Origin of the sequence: Microseira wollei NIES-4236 (assembly GCF_020521235.1) — a bacterium.
Lineage (GTDB): Bacteria > Cyanobacteriota > Cyanobacteriia > Cyanobacteriales > Aerosakkonemataceae > Microseira > Microseira wollei.
On the sequence record NZ_BLAY01000002.1, the window covers coordinates 120,416 to 139,466 of the forward strand.

Genomic DNA, 19,051 nt, shown 5'->3' on the forward strand with positions numbered 1-19,051 from the left:
GCAGCGATCGCAGTGCATAAGTTAATTCGGGTGGCACCGATTTAAGGTTAGAAGTTGAATTTAACAATTTTGCTAAAGTTCAACCCCAACCAAAAATTTGCCACACGGAGATTTGTAACTATGGCTGGTCCGTTTCGACTTGCACCAGATGAAGTACAAGGTGGAATACCAACTTGGGCTTTCGGGAAAGAGACTAAAGTTATCGTTGACTGCAATGTTGACGGTAATTTTGAGCTGAGGGCAGGAGGTTCGCCTTCGGAAACTACTAGCGTTAGAACAGGACGAAATGAATTTTTCCGAAATTTTGCAGGTGTGCTTTTAGCCGTTAAAAACTTGACAAGTCAAGATATCACGGTGACTACAGAATAGTAATGCCAAAAGCACAACACCTGTGATGCCGGAAATCCCCACTATACCGCTTGCGGTTAGTGGGGGAGGATGTCAATATGGGTCGAGTTGGTCGAACCCTGGAGTATAGCCGTGCGTCTGTTTACGACGGTTGCCGGATTGCGCTGCTACTTGCGTCGATGCCGGTTTGGACAATCAACTCAGGATGTGGAAATCGGCTTGGTTCCCACAATGGGAGCCTTGCATATAGGCCATTTAAGCCTGATTGAAAGAGCTAGGCAAGAGAATAACGTTGTTATTGTCAGTATATTTGTCAATCCGTTGCAATTTGGACCCAATGAGGATTTCCAGCAATATCCCCGCAGGTTAGAGCAGGATCGGCAACTTTGCCAACAAGCTGGAGTCGATGCCATTTTTGCCCCTGCTGCTGAGGAAGTTATTGTCAGTTATGCGAATCGGTCTAACTCACCACCTATGACCCATGACGCATCACCTACAGCAGTTGTTCCCCCCGAATCCATGACCTCTGTTTTGTGCGGTCGATTTCGACCAGGGCATTTTCAGGGTGTTGCCACAATTGTGACGAAGCTGTTGAATCTGGTACAACCTAATAGGGCGTACTTCGGTCAGAAGGACGCCCAGCAGCTGGCTATCATTCGGCGTTTGGTGGCGGATCTGAATATTCCTGTGGAAATCGTAGCCTGTCCCACGGTGCGGGAAGCATCCGGACTCGCCTTCAGTTCCCGAAATCAGTATTTGACCCCAGAACAAAAACAGCAGGCGGCGGTGTTATATCGCAGCTTGCAGCAAGCTGCGAAAGCGTTTAAAGCTGGGGAACAAGTCAGTGCCTCGCTGAAAATGGCAGTGGAGGCCGAGTTGGCAAGCGAACCAGCTATTAAACCAGAGTACGTTGAGTTGGTGCATCCTAATACTCTAATGCCTTTAGACAAAGTTGAGGAGGTCGGACTGTTGGCGATCGCAGTAAGGTTGGGTGCTACTCGCCTGATTGATAATATTCTGTTGCAGAATCGCAAACCAATTGTGGCGATTGACGGCCCCGCTGGGGCAGGAAAATCTACCGTAGCAAGGGCAGTAGCAAAAGAATTAGGGCTGCTGTATCTCGATACGGGTGCAATGTATCGGGCGGTAACGTGGCTGGTGCTAAAATCGGGTATTTCGATGGAAGATGAACCAGCGATCGCAGAAATTACCAGTCAGTGTGATATTCAATTGGCTCAAAGCGATGAACCAAACGCGCCTATTCGCGTTTGGATTAACGGCTTTGAAGTGACCCAGGCGATTCGCAGTCTGGAAGTAACTTCCCAAGTGTCGGCGATCGCAGCCGATCCCAGCGTCCGCCAACAAATGGTTAAAAAACAGCAGCGCTGGGGGGAAAAAGGCGGTATTGTGATGGAAGGTCGCGATATTGGCACTAATGTTTTCCCTGATGCTGAACTTAAAATCTTTTTGACGGCTTCGGTTGGTGAACGTGCCAAACGGCGTCAGCAAGATCTAAAAGTGCAAGGCGAGAAACAGCTAAGTTTGGCACAGCTAGAAAAAGCGCTTTCCGAACGCGACTTCAAGGACAGCCACCGGGAAGTTGCACCTTTGCAAAAAGCAGCGGACGCCTTCGAGATTCAAACAGATAACCTTAGCATTGCCGAGGTTACCAATCGAATCATTACTCTCTACTGCGAAAAGGGACTCTATTCCCAAATGTAGCGGCGAAGCATTCCGGCAAAAAGTCCCCTGGCTTTTATAGCGGATTGCAGCCGCATGAGGTACACCTTCGTTTGTGTAGCGGCACCCTTAAGGGTGCCGCTACACAAACGAAGCCAAAAGGCTGTACCTCACACGAAAAGCAATCTGCTGTAGCCAAATAGGTGAGCCGGAATGCTTCACCCTTAGAGCTGATTCGTAAAGAGAATCTAAAGAAAACTGAATCCGGCTTTGTTCAGGTTATAGGCTAAATCGAGTGTAATTTATGTTCTAGTCGATCGGCCGTCTACCTGGGATTGAGAATCCACACCGCAAACCCTACCCAAGTGATTTAAGCGATGCCGAATGGTTAATTCTCAAGCCTCTTCTACCGGGTCTTGCGTAGTTAGTATGCTAAATTAGCAAAAAACATTTGGTAAGTGCCAACATAGCAAAGCTCTTGTTTCAAAGTTAATAAAATTTCTAAATCCAAATCCACAAGGTTTTAAAACTTTGAGTTTGTGATTAATTCCTTCCACTATCCCGTTTGTTGTTCTGCGTTCAAAATATCCGACTATCTCGGCAAACCACCGCACTATTCCCTATTCCCTGTTCCCCGTTCCCTTTTTTGGTCAACCGTCAGGTTGTTAAGTATTTATACTCAGCAAGTAGGATATATACTGTTTTACTCTATGTGACAGTCCTTGGGTGCGGAATGTGGAATATAATACTTGTAACAAATTTCCGGCAAAATCGATAGATTTATGGATCAGCGCATTCTCAAGCTAAAAAAAACCTTTGAAATATTTGATAAAGATAGGAATGGAGCAATTAGTATCAACGAATTCAAGCAGGTTATACAAGCACTCGGACAAAGTGTTACAGAAACCCAGCTACAAGAGATTATCGCCGAAAGTGATATAAATCGTGATGGAGAAATCGATTTCGAGGAATTTTGTTCAATCAGCATTGTTTCTGTTGACACTCAAAGTCCAGAGCAAGACTTGATGCAAGTGTTTCAGAAATTTGATAAAAATGGCGATGGCTATATCGATGTTCAAGAAATGAGCAGCGAAGCCATGTCAATTCTGAACACAACATTATCAGAACCAGAAATTATGGAAATGTTTCGGATAGCTGATAGTGATGGTAATGGTCAGCTAGATTATCAGGAGTTTGTTAAAGTCATCATGGCGAAGAGTGATGAAATGGCATCGTCCTCTGATCTAGCGATTTCGTCTAACTTGGACGGTTTTAACTTCGTGCATGAAATTCCAGAAGAATCATGGAATTTTGTAGAGCAACTGCAGCAAAAGGCATATTCCCATCCAGCTTTTAATCATCCCTATCTTCAAAGGTTAGCAGAGGGAAATCTACCGGATGTAATTGGAGCTATAAAAGATTATGCAGTGCAGTATTCTCAATATAGCAAAAACTTTAAAACTTATCTTAATCTTGCTATTTATCAATTAACAAATCAAGAACATAAGCAATTAATTAGCGAAAATTATCAAGAATAAAACGGTCATTTAGACAAGCAGCATGTGCAAATATTAGCAAATTTAGGCATAGATTTAGAATGGGTTGAAAATGTTCCCCATACTGTACTTTTTAAGCGGTTTCAGAATGGATTGGGAGTAACTGAAACAGATTTAAAACAAGTTTGTCCGGAAGCAATGCAATTTTGTGAACGAATGCAGGAAATTTGCTCGAAAGATGTTGCTAGTGCGATCGCTGCCATTGGATTAGCGGCAGAATTGGGAGTCAAGCAAATGTATAGTTATATTCTCGAAGCTATTAAACGCTATACGCCCCTTGCTCCCCGTGAGTATGTCTTTTTTACACTCCATACCCAAATGGATGAGGAACATACTCATGCTTTGAAAGCGATCGCGGCAGATTTAGCCAGCACAAATGAAAGAAAAGAGCAACTCTCCCAAGGCATGGAAATGGCACTGGCTGCTCGCAATTCATCAGAAAAATGGGTAGAAACCCCGTCCTTATAGGACGGCTTTACAGTTTTAGCGCTACTGCCTTGGGGTTGCTAGACCTGGTGTACTTTTGTAATGTACTTTCGACGGGACAGTTACCGCCTCAAGTTTGACAACCCTGTACACATAGCGTTTTGCTACCGAGGTAGCCTCCCTTGCGGGGTAATGTTAGCTTCGACAAAGTTAACGGTCGGTACTATATCAAAGACACTGACTTAACCCTCTAAATCTGTTTAATCCTTGATTTCTAGAGCCTGGAACTAGCGAGCGCATTCCAAGGTAGGAACTCAAACACTTGCCGTTAACGTAGTACACGAAGTACTTAGTCTGGTCAACTATCCTAAAAGTTTGAGGCTAGAAGCCCCTCGCCTTTAGGCAGGGGTGTTGACTCTGGGATGCTTTGCTTGAACGTGCTTTAAAAATGCCAGAGAAAAATAACCAATTTATCTCCCCAGCTCAGTTGTACGAAACAAGCAGTCAAAAGTGGGTGCGTAAAGAACCCTCTTGTTTATCTGATTTTACAGCTCGTCCGGCAATTTTTGAATTGTGCGAACCAGTCAAAGATGCTGTCATCCTCGATTTAGGTTGCGGTGAGGGATACTGTGCAAGGGAGTTGATGCGTCGAGGTGCTAGCAAGGTGATTGGAGTGGATATCTCGGCAAACTCCATCGCTGCAGCGCAAGCTGAGGAACAGCGCGAACCCCTTGGTATTACTTACCTGACAGGAAATTCAATCAATGTTTTAGAATTACTGCGGAACGGCAATCTTTTGACTGAGCAGGAAGGGTACTTCGATGTAATTGTAGCTGTATTCCTGTTTAACTACCTTACCCTCCATGAAATGTTGCAATGTATGACCCAAGTGCAACAGTTACTAAAACCAGGAGGACGATTTATTTTTTCAGTTCCCCACCCTAGCTTTGCTTTTTGGAGTAATCCCCAAGCCAGTTTCCACTTCGATGTCCAAGGATTAGCTGGGAGTGAGGATAATTCCCTCGGTTACTTCTCAGCTCGCGATCGCCTCCTACCAGGAAAAATAGCACGTCGAGATGGTACCCAGCTACAGGTGCAAGTCCGACACAAAACCATGCAGGATTACTTTGAAGCCTTACGTAAGAGTGGTTTTGAAACTTTGCCTATAGTGCAAGAGTTAAGAGTTACTGACGAGCATATAGAGCTAGATAGAGCATTCTTTGGCAGCTTATATGATATCCCCCTGCATGTAGCTTTCAGCATTCAGAAACAGGCATTCCAGCAACCACAACCATTGGCTAAAAAAGAAAAAGCCATGAGCAACGACATTATTTGGTCGCCCATTTTCAGCGAGGAGGATTATTGCTTTCAATTCCCTTCAGAAGTCCTGGATGAATTTCGTCAGGCACACAGACATCTCAAAGCAAATGATATTACATGGGAAAATTATCAAATAGGTGATGCGGGAGAACTACCTCACTTACAAGCCTTTGCCCATAAAATGCGCGACTGCTGCTACGACACAACTGGCTTTGTCCTCATTCAAGGATTACCCCTCCAGGAGTTTGGTGATAGCTATGAACAGCGAGAGGCAACCGCCAAACTGCTTTATTATATGATGAGCGTTGAAATGGGCATTGTCTCCGAACGGCGGGGTCGTCTGTTTGATGTGCGCGATCGCAACTTAAATGTTGCTGACGATAATGTATTATTTTCCGTAACCAGGGAAGCATCTGGTTGGCATACTGACAGCACTGATAAAGACTTTAACCCTGATATAGTAGGCTTGCTCTGTTTACAGGATGGTGCAGAAGGGGGAGTGCTACAAAATACCAACGCGCTCAATGTTTACTACCGCCTGAAGCAAATTTTACCCCAGTCCATTTTTGAAGAGTTGGAAAAACCAATTATTCGCGACCTTATTGAGAAAGGTTTGGGTAAAGATTCTGGGAACACTTGGGAGCAACTCCGGCGTAGTTCTGCACTAAATGTGCAAAAATATCGCCTCAGAAACAATCGCTTTCCCATCTTCAGTCGCGACCCCTACACAAATGAATTTTCCTGTCGCTATATGCGTTACTGGATTGAAAGTGGTCACAAGAAAGCAGAGGTTCCGCTTTCACCCCTGTTGAAAATTGCTATGAATGCCCTAGATGACGTAATATATAACGACCCAACAATTTACCGGGTTGAACGGAAGTTACGCCTTGGAGAAATTATTTACACCAATAATCATATTTGTTTGCATAACCGGACTGCATATGAAGACAGAGACGATCGGCCTAAAAGGCACATGGTCAGGGTTTGGATTGACTTTAATCCAACGACTTAAGTACAGTAAAATTATTGATTTTTACTCAAAATATCAGTTCCAAGCTGTCGCATTTTGTTGAATTTTACGAGGAGCAAAAACGTAATTTCTTTTTCCCACAATTACTATTCTTAGATCTGATTCAGCTTAAGATGCCATTCGCTTGACCCGACAGCACACAAACGTTCTGACCCATTGGCTTCAGTCACTAAAACGCCAATCAACAACCCTTGAGAATCTACAACTATATGGCGCTTACGTCCTTTAACCTTCTTACCACCATCGAAACCGTAGACCTCCCCTTTTTTTCCGTTGTCTTCACGGACTGAGAATCAGCGATCGCAACGGTAGAATGTTCATCTCGCCCCAAATCTTGTCGCAGCTGATGGCGCACTTGGTCGTGAATTTTCTGCCAGATGCCTTTGCGCTGCCATTTCTGAAAGTAGCCATACACCGTTGTGTAAGGAGGAAGGTCATGAGGCAGCATTTCCCACTGACACCCGGTACGTTGCACGTAGAAAATGGCATTCAAAATTTCTCGTAAATCTACTTCTACAGGATGCCCAAATCCTTTGGGTGTCGGTAGAAGAGGCTTGAGAATTAACCATTCGGCATCGCTTAAATCACTTGGGTAGGGTTTGCGGTGTGGATTCTCAATCCCAGGTAGACGACCGATCGACTACAACATAAATTACACTCGATTTAGCCTATAACCTGAACAAAGCCGGATTCAGTTTTCTTTAGATTCTCTTTACGAATCAGCTTTTACAGTAATCGGTTTTGAATCCCAATTTTCTCCGATTTCCTCAATTAAGTGACTCAGATCACCAAAATCCGCTACTTGAGTCACAGTTTTTCAGTACGATCAAACACTTAAAAAAGCCGATATTATCACATAGATTAAAGACTGCGATCGCTTGAAAATCCTACTCGATGCTCCATCTTATAAGTAACTCAAGTTGCTAGTTACATCCCTGGCAAAGAAACAAAGGGCGCTCTGAAAAATCGTGGGTTTGACAGCGAGAAATCTACTCTGAAACCGGGTTGATGACTGGGGTAATGGGTAATTGTCAAGAGTAGGGGCGGGTTTTACCGCCATCACCTTTGTTTCTGTGAAAAATTGTTGAGCCAGGAAAGAGATCTACTCATAAACAAAGGTGATAATGAAAGAAACCGGGTTTCTGTGAAAAATTGTTGAGCCAAGAAAGAGATCGTGGTCGAAACTTTGGTGATGGCCTCGTTAAAGCGGCCCCTACTGCCAATGAATCCAATTACCAATTACCAATTACCAATTTGAATAACTAGCAACTTACGTTAAGTAACGCAAGTTGCTAGTTACATCAAGCGGTACTGGTAATGGCTAATGGCTAATGGCTAATGGGTAGTTGTCAAGAAGGCAAAAGCCTGTTAACCCAATTAGCAATTAGCCATTAGCAATTAGCAAGCGAGCAATTACCGCTGTCACAAGTTATAACTAGCAACTTGGGTTAAGTATATGGATTTTTGCCGCTAAAAAACCGCCATAAGAGGAGCCAATTATGTTATCTCAATCTGGTTTCGACGATCGCTCTTTAGTTGAATCTTTTTACGGAGAATTATTCAATCGTTTCTACAGTGGTTGTAATAGTTCGCTCCGGGCACTCTTACGAGGGTGTGCCTTTGGCATTGCTCCCAACCGCAACAAGATCGTAACGTTTTTTATTGTAGCTCCAAACCGAGATGTGGCAGAGAAACTAACGCAACACATTGACAACATTATCCAGCACGCAGTCGAGCTGATGCCAGGAATACCACAAACCGCCATCTGCTATAACGTTCCATCTGAAAATCCGGTAGAAGAATCAGCAGATCTGGCAACCTCAAGGCAAACTTCCTCTAAGTTGATGGTAGGTAAATTCTTCCCCAATATTTCTCTTAACTAAAAATAGCTATAAATACTCAATCCTTCAACTATAGACAAGGCTCATTAGTTGCAAAGGCAAGCGCGATTCCCCTGCAAGCCGACGCGCGCGATCGCACAGCGTGCCACGGCTTAACCTGGGAGCAGGACAAGTGGAGAATCGCTTGAATGAATTTCCCACTACCAAACTTAACTTTCTCCTCGTCATATTATGCTGGTTGTGCCACTACAATCAAAGGCTATATGAGTGTGAGGAAAGTTAAGTTGGCAAAGCGTAAGCGCTTGGTTAGGCAGATTCTGATATTGTTATCGCTGGTTATTTCCGGTTTCTGTTTAGCGATCGCTCTGGGTGGGATAGCACGTCAACCAGCAGCTCAAACGTTACAAGCACAGAATTCTGCGCCTCAGGTATCGCCGGCAACAAAAACCGCGCCAAAGGCTGCTTCTACTCCGATTCCCACTCCCCAAACCCCAATCGCCGATGCTCAATCGGAAGTCCCAGCAGAGGAGCAACCCGTTAAAACTTTTTCACCCCCAACCCAGTATCAGGGCAAACTCGTCAAGCAAGTCAAACTCTCAAATAAAGAAAAAGTCGTTGCCCTAACGTTTGATGACGGCCCTTGGCCTAATTATACTTCGCAGGTGTTGGAAATACTTAAGAAAAATGATATTAAGGCAACTTTCTTCTGGATCGGACGGATGCTGAAGCAGCATCCGGAGATAGCCAAGCAAGTTGTCGCTGAAGGACACGTCGTTGCGAACCACACTTGGAGCCATTCTTACCGTTGGATGAATAAAGCTGCTGCTGCACGGGAAATTGATGACACGGCAGATTTAATTTACCAGACGACAGGAGTAAAATCGCTCTACTTCCGGCCCCCTGGTGGCATTTTAACCAACGGAGTAGCTGATTACGCCAAAAAGAAAAATTATGCCGTCATCATGTGGTCGAACGACTCGATAGACTATCGTCGCTCTGCTGCAAAACGGTTGGTAAATAACGTAATGCGTAGGATTAACCCTACCGAAATCGTACTGATGCACGATGGTGGTGGAAATCGTTCCGAAACGGTAAAAGCTTTACCGGAAATCATTTCTAGATTCAAAAAACTCGGATACAAGTTTGTGACTATACCCGAGTTACTAGAAATGGAATTGAAGCAAAAAGAAGCCGCTTCTAAGAGTAAGAAAAAAGCAGTTAACACCGAGGAGAAAGATTCTAACTCCTCACCCGTTAATAGGGAGGCACAAGGTGTTAAGAGCGAGGAGAAAGATTCTAAATCCTCACCCGTTAATAGGGAGGAACAAGGTGTTAAGAGCGAGGAGAAAGATTCTAACTCCTCACCCATCAACAGCGTGGAACAAGGCGTTAAGAGCGAGGAGAAAGATTCTCATCCCTCATATATCTCCCCTGACCCAGAAGCCTCACCAGCAGAGGGGATACAGGAAATACCGGATTCCCAATCCCCCTTACCCAGTCCCCATTCATCTACTGAACAGTACTGAGAACTTTTTGTGCCGCTGTTTCGGGATTCGCTTCTGGTGAATTCGCTTCCGAAGGCGGCACAACTTGCCAGAATTTCGCCAAATATTCCGACCAATTAGCCAAAATATCTTTGGCTTTTTGGCTGCCAGTACGTTCTAAGAAAGCTTCAATTAAGTCTTTTAATTGTTGCTCTCCAACTTGGGTAATTACCCGCTGAATTTTGACAATTTCCCGGTTAACTTTGGAGGGGAAGCTGCCATCTTCATCCAGGAAGTAAGCCAGACCCCCCGTCATACCCGCTCCCACGTTACGGCCTACTTTACCCAAAACGACGATAACGCCGCCGGTCATGTATTCGCAACAGTGGTCGCCTGCACCTTCGATGACAGCAGCAGCTTGGGAGTTCCGCACCGCGAAGCGTTCTCCGGCAATTCCAGCAGCGAACAAGGTGCCGCCGGTAGCACCGTAGAGGCAGGTATTGCCTGCGATCGCATTCTCCCACGAATGGTAGGTAGCGACGGAGGGTGGCTTAATAATAATCTCGCCACCGTGCATCCCCTTGCCTACATAATCGTTTGCTTCCCCTTCCAAGATTAAACTCATCCCCGGCAAGTTAAACGCGCCAAAGCTTTGTCCCGCACTACCGATAAAGTTGAGGGTAATTTGACCTGCAAAGCCGTTATTGCCGTATTGGGAAGCAATTTCTCCCGCCAGACGCGCTCCTACTGTCCGATCGGTATTGACAATTCGCAGCGTTTTGTGGTATAATCCGTTCCCTTTGATCGCCGCTGGCAAGTTCGGATCGGCAAGCAATTCGTCATCGAGTACGGGGCCATTACTATGGACGCTCTCGTGATGCAACCAATCCCGATTTTCCCTTGTATCGGGCAGGGACATGATGCAATCGAGGTTCAAAGCGCCTGTCTTGGTGAGTTGCACGTCCCGCCTTGTCAGCAAGTCGGCGCGACCAACAACTTCGTTAATCGAACGATAGCCCAACTTTGCTAGGACGCACCGGACTTCTTCGGCGATGAAATAGAAGAAATTCACCACGTGTTCTGGTATACCAGTAAAGCGCTTCCGCAACTGTTCTTGCTGAGTTGCCACGCCGACGGGACAGTTATTCGTGTGGCAGATGCGTGCCATAATGCAGCCTTCGGCAATCATGGCAATTGAGCCAAACCCGAATTCTTCTGCGCCCATGACAGCGCCCATCAGTACATCGTGACCAGTTTTGATACCGCCATCCACGCGGAGGATGACGCGATCGCGCAATCCATTCTCCATCAACACGCGATGCACTTCGGTCAATCCGAGTTCCCACGGAGAACCCGCGTGCTTAATCGAACTTAGGGGCGAAGCACCCGTGCCGCCGTCGTGACCGGAAATTTGGATAATATCTGCATTCGCCTTGGCGACGCCTGCGGCAATTGTGCCGATACCAACTTCCGCGACGAGCTTCACGGAAACCCCAGCTTTGGGGTTAATTTGGTGCAAATCGAAAATCAACTGCGCCAAGTCTTCAATCGAGTAGATATCGTGGTGCGGAGGTGGCGAAATCAGGGTTACGCCTGGTTTAGAACGCCGCAACATGGCGATGTAAGGACTGACTTTGGTTCCGGGTAATTGACCGCCTTCTCCGGGTTTCGCGCCTTGGGCGATTTTAATTTCCAGTTGCTGGGCGCTGATCAGATATTCTGGAGTTACGCCAAACCGACCGGAAGCGACTTGTTTAATTGCAGAAGAAGCAGTATCGCCGTTTCGCAAACCTTTGAGGTGCGGGAAGGTTGGGGAATGACCATTTTGATCCACATCATCCAAAATTTTGAAGCGCAGGGGATCTTCTCCACCTTCCCCAGAATTCGACTTGCCGCCGATGCGGTTCATGGCAATAGCCAAGGTTTCGTGCGCTTCTGGCGATAGCGCCCCTAAAGACATACCGCCGGTGCAGAAGCGCTTCATAATAGATTCTGCTGATTCTACTTCCTCGACGGGGATGGGGGAGCGATCGCTCTTAAATTCCAGCAAATCCCGCAACGCCGTCACCGGACGACCTTGCAAGTACTTTTGATAAACTTCGTAGTGGTCGTAACCGGGCGGGTGGGCAGGTGTGCTGGTGGGCAGGTGAGAAGAATCTGCACTCTCACCTGCTCCTTTGCTCACTTGCTCACCTGCTTTAAAAGCTGAGACAGCCTTATGCAACGCCTTCGACATTTCCGGGCTATTCATGTGATACTCGCCACCCGGACGGTAAGCCACAAAGCCGAAGTTTTCTAACTTTTTCAGCGTCAATTCGGGGAAAGCTTTTTGATGGAAAGACAGCACTTCCGAGGCTAATTCGCTCACAGTTAAGCCGCCGACGCGAGAAGCCGTACCTTTAAAGCCCAAATTTAGCAAATCTGGACCGATACCAATCGCTTCAAAAATCTGCGCTGCTTGGTAAGAAGACAGTAACGAAATGCCCATCTTGGACAAAATTTTCAGCAAGCCATCTTCTACCGCTTTGCGGAAATTTTTCTGAGCTTGACTGACAGTAATGTTGGCAATTTTGCCTCGTTCCATCAGACTGCGCGTCTTGGAATTTGACCACCAATGGCGCACGCTTTCCAGCGCCAAATACGGACATACCGCACTCGCTCCATAGCCAATTAAACAAGCGAAGTGGTGCGTACTCCAGCACTGCGCCGTATCGACGACTAAAGAAACTTTCATCCGCACGTTTTGGCGGATTAAGTGGTGGTGAACCGCACCCACTGCCAACAGCGGCGGGATGTAGGTTGTATCCCCCCCTAACCCCCCTGTTGTCCCCCCCTTATCAAGGGGGGCTAGGGGGGATCGATCGCTTAATACCAATATCTTCGTTCCGTTTTGTACCAATTCGGTCGCCTTGGCACAAAGATTGCCAACAGCTTCTGCTAAACCTTCTGGTCCTGTGGCAATTTCAAACAGCGTTGAAATTGTAGCCGTTCGAGATTCTAGAGTCCGAATTTGCTCTAAATCTGGATCGGAAAGTACTGGCGAATCTAACTGCAAAACCCGCGCATATTCAGGCATTGCTTCTAACAGGTTTCCCTTCTCACCCAAGTACGTGCTTAAAGACATCACCAACTTTTCGCGCAAAGGGTCAATTGCCGGGTTAGTTACTTGAGCGAAACGCTGCTTAAAGTAGTCATAAAGCAAGTGGGGACGTGATGACAGCACTGCCAAAGGAATATCGTCTCCCATGCAGTAAGTCGGTTCTTTCCCTGACGCAGCCATTTCTTCAATTACCATTTCCACATCTTCAGCTGTATAGCCAAAGGCGATTTGATGGCGCAGTAAAGTTTGCGCGTCGAGTTGAGTATTTTCGAGGGCGGGTTGTACTTCCAGATTCTGGCGCTGTTTTAGCCACTCGCCATAAGGCAACCTTGCCGCTACCCGCTGCTTAATTTCCCAGTTTTTCAGGACTTCTTTAGTTTCCAGGTCAACAGCGATCGCACATCCTGGTCCTAAGCGACCCTTTTCTACAATTTCAGCTTCTGGGATATCTACCACACCTGCTTCGCTACCGACAATGATATAGCGATCGCGCGTCACGCAATAGCGAGCCGGACGCAAACCGTTACGGTCAAGCGTAGCACCCACCTTCTTGCCATCGCCGAAGACTAGCAAGGCGGGGCCATCCCAAGGTTCTTGAATGCCGCTGTAATATTCGTAAAACTCGACAATTTCGGGATGAGCGTCCAATTCTGGCTGATTTTGGTACGCTTCCGGCACCATAATCATCAAAGCTTCCATCGGACTGCGACCAGATCGCACCAACAATTCCAGCACGTTATCCAGGGTAGCCGAATCGCTGTTATCGACATTTACGATTGGTTTGAGGTCATTTAAGCGCCCCTGCCAAATCGGATGGGCTAAATCTGCTTCCCGCGCCACCATCCAATTAATATTGCCCAACAGCGTATTGATTTCGCCGTTGTGTCCCAACAAGCGCATCGGCTGTGCCAAAGGCCACTTAGGCATGGTATTGGTGCTAAAGCGCCGGTGATAAACCGCAAACGGACTCTTATAAGCTGGATTTTTTAAGTCCGCGTAAAACTCTCCCAATACCGCCGCGCGCACCATGCCTTTATAGACAATCGTGCGGCAAGAGAACGAGCAAATGTAAAAATCGGGAACGGGTGACTGGTGATTCGTTGTTGCCGAAGGATCTGCTTCTGTATTGTGAATGTAAGCCTCTGCTCCAAGTACCGCTTTCTCTATCCGCTTCCTGGCTAAATACAAGTGTCGCTCGAGTTCATCGCCGCGCAGATGTTCTGAAGCAACAATTACCTGTTCGATTTGCGGTTGATTTTCTCGTGCTTGCACGCCCAAAACCTGTTCGCGTACCGGCACTTTCCGCCAACCCAACAAGGTTAAGCCTTCTTTTTGTAACAAATCTGCTACAACCGGGCGAATCTTTTCTATAACAGAGTTATCCTGGGGCAGAAACACCATCCCCACCCCAACTTGTTCGGAGGATGGCATTTGAATCCCCTGTTCCCCTGCCCACTCGAGCAGTAATTCCCAAGGAATGGCGGTCATTAAACCAGAGCCATCACCCGAATCTTGGTCAGCACTGCACCCGCCCCGGTGTTCCAAACAAGTCAGTGCAGACAAAGCCTTTGTCACAATTTCATGGGTGGGGGCAGATTCAAGGGTGGCGATAAAGCCGACACCGCAGGCATCGCGTTCCTCTACCAACCAGCGTTGGCCTGCATATCCCGCCTGTTGTTGGTTATTATCCACGCTCGTGTTATTCATCGGATGACTCATGCAACTGTTTCCTCGTTTATCCTGATGTAGATTTATTGATCGAACCTTGCCCCGCCTGTAGTGGCTTGTGCTTACCACAACAAGTTCCCCTGCGTAAAAATTCTGATTTTGTCGCGAAGCCAGTTCCCTCGACCTATTCAGCCCTTACTCCAATTGACACCTATACTGCCTGACACCTTCAGATGCTTATACAACTCGATTGTGAAGGTGAAACGCTCAGTTTTTTTTATTACCTATGCGTCTGGTGTCGGCAGCTGGAAAAACCTTTTGCCAAAAGTAGACCCTAACTTAATAGGGTCAATAAACCCTGGAAATCCAACGTTAAATATACGCATTTCGACTGCTCAGAGGGCGGGATAAAGATTCTATCTAAAAAACTCGTATCTAACAATCCCCTAGAGGCACCTATCGGTTAACAATGGGTTAAACCGAGCCTCAGAAAAGCTGCAAATATTTCCTGGCGATCGCGCTTCCCGAAGGTTTGTTTAAAGCAACTTGGTTATTTGTGGGGTCTTACACCTTTATTATGAGGGCGGGGAGGAAAGGATTACCACGCTCAAGTCATTAGTTCTTGATATTATGTGGGGGCTAATCTGACCAAAGACGGGCGCAGGCGGGAACGCTCCCACAGCACCTCGCTGGCCTTCCAAGTATTTATCCTTCCTATGCCAGGTCGTAAACATCAATTGTATCTCACCCTGTCAATCGTACCTATCATCGCCACGTCGCTGTGGTTGGGTCAAAATGCCATTGCTAGCCTTTCTACCTCTGTAGCCATCCCACAGCAGCTAGTGCCAGCCAAACCGATGACTGTACTAAGCCAACAACTCCCAGTATCGGTGCCCAACGACACTTCTTTCCAGAGGAATTTAAGACAGGGGAACCAAATCGCTGTAAATGGGCGAATTTTACCCGTAGTTTGGAGTCAGCGGCAACTAAGTGTCAGCGATAAAACTATCCGCACTGGGATTAGCGATACCGGCTTAATGCGGACAATCGGAGCTGAGTTACTGAGTACTTGGAATACAACAGCACAGCCGGTACAGTGGTTTTCCCAGGCTCAAACCCAGCCGCTGATTTTAGCAACCTGGTTAACCAGTCAGTACCGCTATTTAGATATTACCGATTTAGCGACAGCGATGGGTTGGCAGTTGCAAGCCGATGGGACAACGCTGCGAATTAACTTGCCTCCCGCCAAATTACAAGACATGCGACAGGAACAGCTACTTTGGCGTCAAAACTCCCCCGCCTCCTCTAGCCTACCCATTGTTGTAGATCTAGACCGTCCAACCCCTTGGCAAGTCAGCCAAGAAGGCAATGTAGTAAAAGTTACCATCGATGCGGCAACTGACCCAGCAATACTACAGAGAACCGTGCCGGGAAATGGGACACCAAGCATAGAATCTGGTATAGCAGACACAGTACAAACGCAGCCAGACCAACTTCTGCCCCCTCCCCCTCCCGCCGAACTATGCCCAATCCCCCAGACGCCATGCCCAATTAATCTGGAAAGCACTTCTAACCAAACGACAATTAGAACCAACATTCCCAGTGGTTTGCGTCCTCGCGTTTGGAGTTTATCCAATCCCTACCGCCTCGTCATCGATTTTCAACCAGAGACTATGGTAGAGCGAGATATTGTCTGGGCAACGGGATTGCGCTACAGGCAGCAGTATATCGAAATTAAAGATGCTTCATCTGGGAAACAGGTTGCTTCCCGTTTTCCGGTAGTTTGGTTGGAAATCAATCCGCGTCAGCCTGGATTGACGATCAAGCCTATCTGGAGCAATCCTAGTACGTTAGTGGGGATTGCCCCTTTAATTCAGACAGCGCAGCAGTGGCAAGTCGCGGCGGCGATTAACGCGGGTTTTTTTAATCGCAATACTCAGTTGCCTTTGGGCGCAATCAGGCGGGATGGTAGGTGGTTATCCAGTCCTATTCTCAACCGGGGAGCGATCGGTTGGAACGACTTCGGCGAAGTCAAAATCGGACATCTAAGTGTTGAGAACACGATCGTTACATCAGGTGGAGAGCGGTTACCCGTCACAGCGGTTAACAGCGGCTACATCCAGCCAGGAATTGCCCTCCACACAAAAGAGTGGGGAAATACCTACACCCCCCTCAGCGATAACGAAACCATAGTCGCAATCGGGAATAACCAGGTTATCAGTCAATCACCCGCAGGTTCAGCGGGACAAACACCCTTTCCCATTCCACCTGACGGCTACCTGCTCGTTATCCGTGCCAAACCAGAATTAGCCGATAAGCTTGCCGTTGGTACGACAGTCCGCTACGAAAGCGTTCCCGTCCCTGGGGAATTCGTCCGTTATCCCCAAATTTTAGGAGCAGGGCCGGTTTTACTGCAAAATCGTCAAATTGTTCTCGACGCCAAAGCCGAACAATTCCGCGATTCCTTTATTGAAGAATCTGCCGTTCGGAGTGCCATCGCTATCACCGCCAGCAACACCCTACTCATAGTCACCGTCGGTAATCGTACAGGTGGCACGGGACCAACCTTACGTGAAATCGCTCAGATCGTACAACAAATGGGAGCCGTTGATGCACTTAATTTAGACGGCGGCAGTTCTACCAGCCTTTACCTGGGCGGTCAACTGCTCAATCGCCCTCCCGGCACTGCCGCTCGCGTTCACAACGGCATCGGTATTTTCCTCAATCCCCGGCTATGAGATGAGGGAGATGAGGGGCAAAAGGGGCCCAGGAGCAGAGGGACAAAAGGGGAATTAGAATGTACATTCTCCCCATCGCCTGGAGCTACCCATCGCCTCTGGTCCCCATCTTCCCCACCTTCCCCATGTTGTTAAAGCCCCTTTAAAGCTGCTAAGTCCCATGTAAAGACTTGATGTAAATCAGCTCAATTAGCAGGATTACTGATGACAGCGGCCCGATGGTATTTGCTATGTTGGGCTGTGGGTTTGAAAAGTATCTAGGTTCAACGCAACCGAGCGGCGCTTGTATTTCATAGATCTTCACAAAACTAACTCTGATCCCAGTAATTAGGAGAAAATATATGGCTCAGCTTCAAGAAATCTCTCACGTATCCGCAGTTGCCCTACCCACATCTGCTGCTACAAACACAGTTGCCGCCACAGAACTGCGGCCTTGGGGTTCTTTTACAGTTCTTGAAGAAGGGCGAGGATATAAAATTAAGCGGATTGAAGTCAAGCCCGGTCACCGCCTCAGCCTGCAAATGCACCACCACCGTAGCGAACACTGGATCGTAGTTTCGGGTACGGCTAAGGTAACTTGCGGCGAAGAAGAAATCATGCTGGGCAGCAATCAGTCTACCTACGTACCCCAATGTACCAACCACCGTCTGGAAAACCCTGGTGTAATTCCTCTAGTTTTAATTGAGGTACAAAATGGGGAATATCTGGGAGAAGATGATATTGTGCGCTTTCAAGACGACTACGCCCGCACCAAAAAGTAAAGTTTTATGATTAATCTCAGTCCAGCAGCCGCCAGTGAAATCAAACGTCTCAAATCTAAACACCAAAAGCCAAATGCACTATTTCGCCTGGGGGTACAACCAGGCGGCTGCGCTGAGATGGTCTACACCCTGGAATTTGACGAGACGCCAGCGCCAGGGGATCGAGTTTACGATTGTAACGGCCTGTCTGTGGTCGTAGCACAACAGCAGCTCAACTATATCGACGGCCTGACTCTGGATTACTCGGAAGATATGATGGGTGGCGGTTTTCGCTTTCATAACCCCAATGCCAAGACTAGCTGTGGCTGCGGTAATTCCTTTTCCATACAGGGTTAAGATGCCGCAGCAAATATTGAACTGCCACGGGAGCGATCGCTCTGCGCGTGGTTTTTTGCTTGCAGGACTGACGCACTACGAGCAGAGAAACCCGGTTTCTTTGCCTAAGTCCTGGCTTGGCTTTCCACCCCCTTGCCTTGACAAAAATCTAACAAAATTGATATATTCAATGTTTGTGGTAAATTAAAACAGCTAAAAACTGTAGATATAGAGGTCATGCCCACCATCCAGCAATTGATTCGTGCTGAACGTCAGAAAATAGAGAAGAAAACAAAATCGCCAGCGTTGAAGAGTTGCCCGCAACGCCGTGGTGTTTGTACAAGAGTTTACACAACGACGCCGAAAAAACCGAACTCAGCGCTGCGGAAAGTAGCTAGGGTGCGCCTCACATCTGGGTTTGAGGTAACGGCGTACATTCCGGGAATAGGTCATAATTTGCAAGAACACTCGGTTGTAATGATTCGGGGTGGTCGGGTCAAAGACTTACCCGGTGTCAGATACCATATTATTCGCGGCACTTTGGATACAGCAGGAGTCAAGGATCGCAAGCAGGGTCGTTCTAAGTACGGCACGAAGCGTCCTAAGAAAAAATAATTCCTGTCATCCCAAGCAGATGAGGCGGTCTTAACAAAAATGACTGTAAAATTGAATTCTGCTGGGCGCAATGCCTGCGCTCAGAATCAACTTGGGAGTGCCTAAGTCATAGGCAACAGGATTTTATATAAGTCTGATGCCAAAAAAAACAAGTTCCTGTTGAAGGCTT

12 protein-coding genes and 3 pseudogenes are annotated in these 19,051 nt (G+C 47.1%); 12 read left to right on the forward strand and 3 right to left on the reverse strand.

Annotation, left to right across the window (positions count from 1 at the left end; translation table 11 throughout):
- The first annotated feature begins 120 nt into the window (after positions 1-120).
- The 3 genes and pseudogenes from MiSe_RS01545 to MiSe_RS53595 all read left to right on the forward strand — a co-directional run.
- The gene (locus tag MiSe_RS01545) at positions 121-369 is read left to right on the forward strand and encodes a hypothetical protein (protein ID WP_226573315.1); all 249 of its coding nucleotides are present in this window, start codon (positions 121-123) and stop codon (positions 367-369) included.
- 111 nt (positions 370-480) lie between these two features.
- Positions 481-2,070, forward strand: coding sequence for a bifunctional pantoate--beta-alanine ligase/(d)CMP kinase (locus tag MiSe_RS01550; protein ID WP_226573487.1), 1,590 nt, complete (start codon positions 481-483; stop codon positions 2,068-2,070).
- 274 nt (positions 2,071-2,344) lie between these two features.
- A pseudogene (locus tag MiSe_RS53595) lies at positions 2,345-2,440 on the forward strand (transposase); the annotation flags it as partial.
- A 25-nt stretch (positions 2,441-2,465) separates the two neighbouring features.
- Here MiSe_RS53595 and MiSe_RS01555 read toward each other — a convergent pair.
- Positions 2,466-2,645, reverse strand: a pseudogene (locus MiSe_RS01555) (transposase); the annotation flags it as partial.
- 165 nt (positions 2,646-2,810) lie between these two features.
- Between MiSe_RS01555 and MiSe_RS01560 the strand changes: the two are divergent.
- From MiSe_RS01560 to MiSe_RS01570, 3 genes are all read left to right on the forward strand, one after another.
- Positions 2,811-3,566 carry an EF-hand domain-containing protein gene (locus MiSe_RS01560; RefSeq protein ID WP_226573318.1) on the forward strand — a complete coding sequence of 252 codons (756 nt, stop codon included), beginning with the start codon at positions 2,811-2,813 and terminating at the stop codon, positions 3,564-3,566.
- A 24-nt stretch (positions 3,567-3,590) separates the two neighbouring features.
- Positions 3,591-4,052: an iron-containing redox enzyme family protein gene (locus tag MiSe_RS01565; protein WP_226573321.1), complete on the forward strand. Its 462-nt coding sequence runs from the start codon at positions 3,591-3,593 to the stop codon at positions 4,050-4,052.
- 406 nt (positions 4,053-4,458) lie between these two features.
- Positions 4,459-6,342, forward strand: a complete 1,884-nt coding sequence (locus tag MiSe_RS01570) for a TauD/TfdA family dioxygenase (protein WP_226573325.1) — start codon at positions 4,459-4,461, stop codon at positions 6,340-6,342.
- A gap of 152 nt (positions 6,343-6,494) precedes the next feature.
- Here MiSe_RS01570 and MiSe_RS01575 read toward each other — a convergent pair.
- A pseudogene (locus MiSe_RS01575) lies at positions 6,495-6,997 on the reverse strand (IS5 family transposase); the annotation flags it as partial.
- A gap of 862 nt (positions 6,998-7,859) precedes the next feature.
- Here MiSe_RS01575 and MiSe_RS01580 point away from each other — a divergent pair.
- A complete protein-coding gene (locus tag MiSe_RS01580; protein ID WP_226573328.1) occupies positions 7,860-8,243 on the forward strand; it encodes a hypothetical protein in 384 nt (127 codons plus the stop codon).
- 146 nt (positions 8,244-8,389) lie between these two features.
- Complete coding sequence (locus MiSe_RS01585) at positions 8,390-9,727, forward strand: polysaccharide deacetylase family protein (protein ID WP_226573329.1); 1,338 nt, start codon at positions 8,390-8,392, stop codon at positions 9,725-9,727.
- Here MiSe_RS01585 and MiSe_RS01590 read toward each other — a convergent pair.
- Positions 9,711-14,492 carry a glutamate synthase-related protein gene (locus tag MiSe_RS01590; RefSeq protein ID WP_226573490.1) on the reverse strand — a complete coding sequence of 1,594 codons (4,782 nt, stop codon included), beginning with the start codon at positions 14,490-14,492 and terminating at the stop codon, positions 9,711-9,713. The two genes, MiSe_RS01585 and MiSe_RS01590, sit on opposite strands and share 17 nt — an antisense overlap.
- A gap of 677 nt (positions 14,493-15,169) precedes the next feature.
- Between MiSe_RS01590 and MiSe_RS01595 the strand changes: the two genes are divergently transcribed.
- The 4 genes from MiSe_RS01595 to rpsL all read left to right on the forward strand — a co-directional run bounded on the left by MiSe_RS01595 (position 15,170) and on the right by rpsL (position 18,882).
- Positions 15,170-17,191: a phosphodiester glycosidase family protein gene (locus MiSe_RS01595; RefSeq protein WP_226573332.1), complete on the forward strand. Its 2,022-nt coding sequence runs from the start codon at positions 15,170-15,172 to the stop codon at positions 17,189-17,191.
- Positions 17,192-17,532: 341 nt separating this feature from the next.
- Positions 17,533-17,952 carry a cupin domain-containing protein gene (locus tag MiSe_RS01600; protein WP_226573334.1) on the forward strand — a complete coding sequence of 140 codons (420 nt, stop codon included), beginning with the start codon at positions 17,533-17,535 and terminating at the stop codon, positions 17,950-17,952.
- A gap of 6 nt (positions 17,953-17,958) precedes the next feature.
- Positions 17,959-18,288: a HesB/IscA family protein gene (locus MiSe_RS01605; protein WP_226573338.1), complete on the forward strand. Its 330-nt coding sequence runs from the start codon at positions 17,959-17,961 to the stop codon at positions 18,286-18,288.
- 216 nt (positions 18,289-18,504) lie between these two features.
- Positions 18,505-18,882, forward strand: a complete 378-nt coding sequence (gene rpsL / locus MiSe_RS01610; RefSeq protein ID WP_226573341.1) for a 30S ribosomal protein S12 — start codon at positions 18,505-18,507, stop codon at positions 18,880-18,882.
- Positions 18,883-19,051: the final 169 nt, after the last annotated feature.

What these genes read in the sequence shown, in the direction of transcription:
- MiSe_RS01545 (WP_226573315.1), top strand. Translation starts at nt 121, where the DNA reads ATGGCTGGTCCGTTTCGACTTGCACCAGATGAAGTACAAGGTGGAATA.
- MiSe_RS01560 (WP_226573318.1), top strand. Translation starts at nt 2,811, where the DNA reads ATGGATCAGCGCATTCTCAAGCTAAAAAAAACCTTTGAAATATTTGAT.
- MiSe_RS01570 (WP_226573325.1), top strand. Translation starts at nt 4,459, where the DNA reads ATGCCAGAGAAAAATAACCAATTTATCTCCCCAGCTCAGTTGTACGAA.
- MiSe_RS01580 (WP_226573328.1), top strand. Translation starts at nt 7,860, where the DNA reads ATGTTATCTCAATCTGGTTTCGACGATCGCTCTTTAGTTGAATCTTTT.
- MiSe_RS01585 (WP_226573329.1), top strand. Translation starts at nt 8,390, where the DNA reads ATGAATTTCCCACTACCAAACTTAACTTTCTCCTCGTCATATTATGCT.
- MiSe_RS01590 (WP_226573490.1), bottom strand. Translation starts at nt 14,492, where the DNA reads ATGAATAACACGAGCGTGGATAATAACCAACAACAGGCGGGATATGCA.
- MiSe_RS01595 (WP_226573332.1), top strand. Translation starts at nt 15,170, where the DNA reads ATGCCAGGTCGTAAACATCAATTGTATCTCACCCTGTCAATCGTACCT.
- MiSe_RS01600 (WP_226573334.1), top strand. Translation starts at nt 17,533, where the DNA reads ATGGCTCAGCTTCAAGAAATCTCTCACGTATCCGCAGTTGCCCTACCC.
- MiSe_RS01605 (WP_226573338.1), top strand. Translation starts at nt 17,959, where the DNA reads ATGATTAATCTCAGTCCAGCAGCCGCCAGTGAAATCAAACGTCTCAAA.
- rpsL (WP_226573341.1), top strand. Translation starts at nt 18,505, where the DNA reads ATGCCCACCATCCAGCAATTGATTCGTGCTGAACGTCAGAAAATAGAG.